This window comes from Liberiplasma polymorphum, from assembly GCF_043951795.1.
Classification (GTDB): domain Bacteria; phylum Bacillota_I; class Bacilli_A; order Izemoplasmatales; family Izemoplasmataceae; genus Liberiplasma; species Liberiplasma polymorphum.
Window position 1 is genome coordinate 1 of sequence record NZ_JBIOAG010000061.1, and the last position, 5,657, is coordinate 5,657.

Sequence of the window (5,657 nt, forward strand, 5' to 3'; positions counted from 1 at the left end):
AATAAAAAAAAGAGTTTGTGCAAAGGCACAAGCTCTTTTTATGATTTCATTGCGGACTTAATTGCATCAAGAACATCTACATAATCTTTTTGTTCGTAGTCTTCAAAATTATTAAGGATTGATAATACCATACCATCATCTTCATATCTAGGAATTAAGTGGACATGAAAGTGATCTACTGTTTGGTGAGGTTTCTCATTATTGCTAATGATGTTTAATCCAATCGGATTAAAAGCTTTTTTTAATGCATTAGCAAGTTTTGGCACAATACCAAATACTTGATGTGCATCAACCTCAGGTAAATCATAGACATTGTTTGAATGGGTTTTAGGGATGATTAGTGTATGGCCCTTTGTCCCTTGAGAAATGTCTAAAAACGCATAAACTACATCATTCTCATACACTTTGTATGAAGGAATCTCACCTTTAACAATTTTACAAAAAATACAATCCATATTAAGCCTCCTCGTTTAATCTATTTACTATTTTAATTAAATCGTTCATAGAAAACAGCATATAATCTGGGTTAACTTCATTTAGATGGGGCACCCCTTTTATACTCCAAGCAACCCCAGCAGAATAAATATTAGCATTTTTACCACTTAATATATCACCTTGATTATCACCAATCATAATTGCACCAGTATAACCAGGAAATTTTGCTAAAGCTTTTAGTACGGGTTCAGCGCTTGGTTTAGGTTCTTTCACATCATCTAAGGCAATAAACACATCAAAGTATTTATCTAATCCATAGTGTTTAAAACTAGGCATTGCAGCTTGTTTAAACTTGGATGTAACAATACCTAAATTATAACCCAATTCTTTTAACTTTTTAACGCCATCATAGACCCCAGGATAAAGTGAATGATAATTAGCTTCATATTTCACGTAATAATTTCTGTAACTATCGATAGCGGCAGAAACAACAAAAGGGCTATTTGTATACATATTAAAAATTGTTTCTAATGGAGGACCAATGCGATCTATAATCTCGTTACGAGATAATTTAACATTAGGGAAATGCGTATGAAACGCGAATTGGTAGCTTTTTATAATAATTTCATTGGTATCAATCAAGGTTCCATCTAAATCAAATAATATTGTGTCAATTTTTTTCATCGTATCACCTTAAAACTATTTTAACATGCTACGCTATTCTTTACTAAAATAATTGAAAAAATCTATAAATTGTCTATAATATAGACGATAGGAGTGATGATATGTCTAAAATCATGGACGAATTAAAAAGTAAAATAAAAGGGAAAAAGATTAAGGTTGTATTTCCTGAATTAAATGATCCGCGCATTATAGAAGGGGTCTTAAAATTAATTCAAGAAGATTTAGTAGTTCCAATTTTAATTGGCGATAAAAATTCAATCGATACAGATTTATCTGGAATTACTGTAATCAATCCACTTGAATATCCAAGATATAAAGAGTTTGTACAAGCACTTGTTGAAAGAAGAGACGGAAAAGCTTCATATGAAGAGGCAGAGGAACTTTTAAAACAACCCAATTATTTTGGAACAATGCTAGTTTACATGGGAGAGGCTGCTGGGTTAGTAAGTGGCGCAGCACATTCAACTGGAGATACAGTTAGACCTGCTTTACAAATTATTAAAACAAAACCAGGAATTAGTAAAACCTTTGGATACTTTTTAATGATCAGAGATGATGAAAAGTATATTATGGGAGATTGTGCAATCAATCCAAATCCAGATGCTAAATCTTTAGCAGAGTTCGCCATAGAATCTGCAAAAGCTGCTAAAATGTTTGGTTTAGAACCGAAAGTGGCTATGCTATCATTCTCAACTAACGGGAGTGCGATTACCGATGAAACTAAAAAGGTAAGAGAAGCAACTAAGATTGCTCAAGAAAAAAATTCCGGATTCGATATTGATGGTGAAATGCAATTTGATGCGGCATTTGTTCAAAGTGTTGGAAAGAGTAAATTTAAAGAAAGCTCAGTCGCAGGAAATGCTAATACTTTTATATTTCCAGACTTAAATTCAGGTAATATTGGGTATAAAATCGCCCAAAGATTAGGAAATTTTGAAGCAGTCGGTCCGATTTTAGCAGGATTAAACAAACCAGTAAACGACTTATCAAGAGGATGCACTCCGCTTGATGTTTATAACACTGCAATTATCACAGCTGCTCAAACTTTGATTGAATAAGAACTCTTATTAAAGCGGTTATTGTCAAATATTACTCTATGTGATATAATAGTTTAACATTGCGGGTTATCGCTTTGCGATAGCCCTTTATTATTAGGAGGAAAACATGACAATAACCAATATGAAAGCATTGACCATCGGACATTTACAAGCAAAATTACCAATTGTCCAAGGTGGAATGGGTGTTGGGATATCAATGGCTAATTTAGCTTCATCTGTAGCAAATGAAGGCGGAATTGGTGTGATATCTGCAGCAGGGAACGGGATGTTTGAAAAAGTAAAAGGTAAAACCTTTATGGAAAATAATATTGATGCTTTTGTGAGTGAAATACGAAAAGCAAAATCGCTAACTAAAGGGATATTAGGCGTAAATATTATGGTTGCTATGACACAATTTAAAGATATGGTCGTTGCAGCTATAAGTGAAAAGATAGATATAATTTTTGCAGGAGCAGGCTTACCACTTGATTTACCAAAATACATAACTGAAGGTGTTAAGACAAAAATTGTACCTATTATTTCATCGGCACGCGCAGCTAGAATTATCACTCAAAAATGGCTACAACAGTATGATTATCTTCCAGATGCTTTTGTCATAGAAGGTCCAAAAGCCGGTGGGCATTTAGGGTTTAAAGAAACACAACTTGAAGATCCAAACTTCCAACTTGATAAAATATTAGTAGAAGTTAAAGACATACTAAAACCATTTGAAGAAGCACACCAACAAAAAATCCCATTAATTGTTGCAGGTGGAATTTACACAGGTGATGATATATATGAATTCTTAAATATAGGGGCGGATGGTGTACAAATGGCAACGCGATTTGTAACGACACATGAGTGTGATGCTGATATTAAGTTTAAAGAAACATATATTAATGCAAAAAAAGAAGATATTACAATTATATCTAGTCCAGTAGGATTACCAGGGCGCGCTATTAGTAATGAATACCTAGATCAAGTTGCTTTAGGAAATAAGCACCCATTCTCCTGTCCATTTGACTGTATTCATTCATGTAAAAGAGAAGAAGCCCCTTATTGTATCTCTCTTGCACTGTACAATGCAAAAAAAGGAAAACTTACCCATGGCTTTGCTTTTGCAGGGGTAAACGCCTATAGAGCAGAAGCAATTATTTCAGTTAAAGAATTAATCCAAGAACTTAAAAATGATTTTGCAAAAAAAGCAACTTTACAGTTTAATTAAAACACTATATTGATTAAAGACCAAAGCTCTTGTGAGCTTTTTTCTTTATATGCTATAATGTTTTTAAGCGTGGTGATGAACATGAAACGATGTTGGATTATATATAACCCAATGAGTGGAAGAAAAAAATTCGTTGAGAATTTAGAATTAGTAAAAGAAACAGTTAAAGAGCTTGGTTACGATATTTCTGTTAAACCGACTAAACGACCGCGTCATGCCACAGAACTGGTAAAAGAAGCTTGTTATGAAAAAGTTGACATGTTATTAATATCAGGTGGTGACGGAACTGTTAACGAGTGTGTAAATGGATTAGCGGAAAGCAATTTCCGTCCTTTAATAGCGTATGTACCATCAGGGACTGCTTGTGATATTGCTAAAACATTAGGCATTTCAAAAAATATTCACAAAGCATTAAAAGTTATAAAAACAAATCATCAAGTAGATATGGATATTGTAAAAGGTGCACACGAATATTTTGTTTACGTAACTGCAATTGGAAATTATGTCGATATTAGCTACGTAACTCAATCGAAGCTAAAGCGTGCTATAGGGTACTTTGCTTATTTAGTTACAGGTATAAAAGAGTTTTTTACTATTCCAATGATTAAAACTGAAATTGAATATGATGACGGTAAATTAAAAGGATATTATTCGCTTATAATGGTAGTTAACTCTAAACGAGTAGCAGGCTTTAATATAATTCAAAAGCCCGTACTAGATGATGGAAAAGTTGATATTGTTTTATATCGATACATTCCATTATTGAATAATCTTATTTATTTTTTCTCGTTTTTCTTTAACCCTAAAGTGTTACCTTTTGTAAAAAAACTTCAAACAACACATGCAAAAATCTACACCGAACACCACCATAGATGGAATATAGATGGTGAAGCAGCGGATTCTGGTAATCAAGAAATACGTGTTAAACCTAAACATTTACGTATTATTGTAAATCCTAAAAAAGCCAAAAAATATTTTAAAAATCAATAGGAGTCTTATGTCTAATTTATTTAAAGAAGTTGTGGTTGTTGAAGGCAATCACGATGCCTCAAGAATACGTCAAATATTTAAAGATATTGATATCATCACTACAAACGGAAGCGAAATCTCTGATCAAACATTGGATTTATTAAAAAAAATGAACGAGACGAGGGGTTTAATATTATTATTAGATCCTGATTTTCCAGGTCAAAAAATTCGTAATAGAGTGAACGATTATGTTGGTGAAACTAAGCATGTGTTCATCGAAAAGAAGTATTGTATTGACGAGACAAAACGAAAAGTCGGAATTGAACACGCACCTCTTTCTGTCATTGAAAAAGCCCTTAAACAACATATTCATGAAGTAAAACCTTTATCAGAAAAACCATTAACTATTGTGGATATGGTCGATTTAAAACTAGTAGGGACTATAAACGCTAAATTAAACAGAAAAATTATTTCTGAACAGTTTCACCTAGGAAGCTGTAACGCTAAGACCATGTTAAAACGTCTAAATATGTTCGCAATTAAAAAAACTGAAATAGAAAAGGTATTATTATGAGATCTTCAAATCCAAAATCAATCCATGAAATATTAAAAAGCAATGCCATAACGATAAAAAAACGTTATGGTCAGAATTTTCTTATAGACGATAATATTTTACAAAATATTGTTGCATTAGGTCGTATCACAAACGAAACATTAGTAATCGAGATTGGGCCAGGATTAGGAAGTCTGACACAGTATTTAGTCAATAAAGCTAAGCATGTGATTGCTTATGAGATAGATAATGACTTAATTCCTATTTTAAAAAGTACATTTACTAGTGAACATTTTACGCTGATTCATGACGATATCTTAAAAAGAAATATAGATAATGATATTGCAACAATTAAACAATCGTTCGATCAAATTGTAGTAATTGCAAACTTACCCTATTACATTACAACCCCTATTTTAATGAAATGCTTAGAAGAATCAAAACGTATTAACCGTATGGTTGTTATGATGCAGCTTGAAGTAGCCAGAAGGTTAACCGCTAACAAGAATACCAAAGACTATAACGCCTTAAGTGTGGCTGTTCAATATAGAGCCTATACTAATTTTGCTTTTAAAGTACCTAAAAATGTATTTATTCCAGCGCCAAACGTCGAAAGTGCTGTTATAACACTAGATTTTGGAGCTCAAAAAGATCACAATGTGAAAAACGAAACGTTCTTTTTTGAATGTGTCAAAGCAGCGTTTAAACAACGTAGAAAAACACTTTTAAATAATTTATCTCTGTTTTTAGAAAT

7 protein-coding genes are annotated in these 5,657 nt (G+C 32.5%); 5 read left to right on the forward strand and 2 right to left on the reverse strand.

The window, feature by feature from the left end; genetic code table 11:
• Positions 1-38: 38 nt before the first annotated feature.
• Both ACHAJD_RS09545 and ppaX read right to left on the reverse strand, forming a co-directional pair.
• Complete coding sequence (locus tag ACHAJD_RS09545) at positions 39-455, reverse strand: HIT family protein (protein WP_435585641.1); 417 nt, start codon at positions 453-455, stop codon at positions 39-41.
• A 1-nt stretch (position 456) separates the two neighbouring features.
• Entirely contained in the window at positions 457-1,119 is a 663-nt protein-coding gene (gene ppaX, locus ACHAJD_RS09550) for a pyrophosphatase PpaX (RefSeq protein ID WP_435585642.1), read from the reverse strand.
• Between the two features lie 101 nt (positions 1,120-1,220).
• Here ppaX and pta point away from each other — a divergent pair, with 101 nt between their 5' ends.
• The 5 genes from pta to rsmA form a co-directional block, all read left to right on the forward strand.
• Positions 1,221-2,177 carry a phosphate acetyltransferase gene (pta, locus tag ACHAJD_RS09555; RefSeq protein ID WP_435585643.1) on the forward strand — a complete coding sequence of 319 codons (957 nt, stop codon included), beginning with the start codon at positions 1,221-1,223 and terminating at the stop codon, positions 2,175-2,177.
• A gap of 106 nt (positions 2,178-2,283) precedes the next feature.
• Positions 2,284-3,381 (forward strand): NAD(P)H-dependent flavin oxidoreductase, encoded by a 1,098-nt coding sequence (locus ACHAJD_RS09560; protein WP_435585644.1) that lies wholly within the window; start codon positions 2,284-2,286, stop codon positions 3,379-3,381.
• Positions 3,382-3,462: 81 nt separating this feature from the next.
• Positions 3,463-4,371 (forward strand): diacylglycerol/lipid kinase family protein, encoded by a 909-nt coding sequence (locus tag ACHAJD_RS09565; protein WP_435585645.1) that lies wholly within the window; start codon positions 3,463-3,465, stop codon positions 4,369-4,371.
• Positions 4,372-4,378: 7 nt separating this feature from the next.
• A complete protein-coding gene (gene rnmV, locus ACHAJD_RS09570) occupies positions 4,379-4,924 on the forward strand; it encodes a ribonuclease M5 (RefSeq protein ID WP_435585646.1) in 546 nt (181 codons plus the stop codon).
• Positions 4,921-5,657, forward strand: a 737-nt coding sequence (rsmA, locus tag ACHAJD_RS09575; RefSeq protein ID WP_435585647.1) for a 16S rRNA (adenine(1518)-N(6)/adenine(1519)-N(6))-dimethyltransferase RsmA, incomplete at its 3' end; no start/stop codon positions are given. The genes rnmV and rsmA, both read left to right, overlap by 4 nt.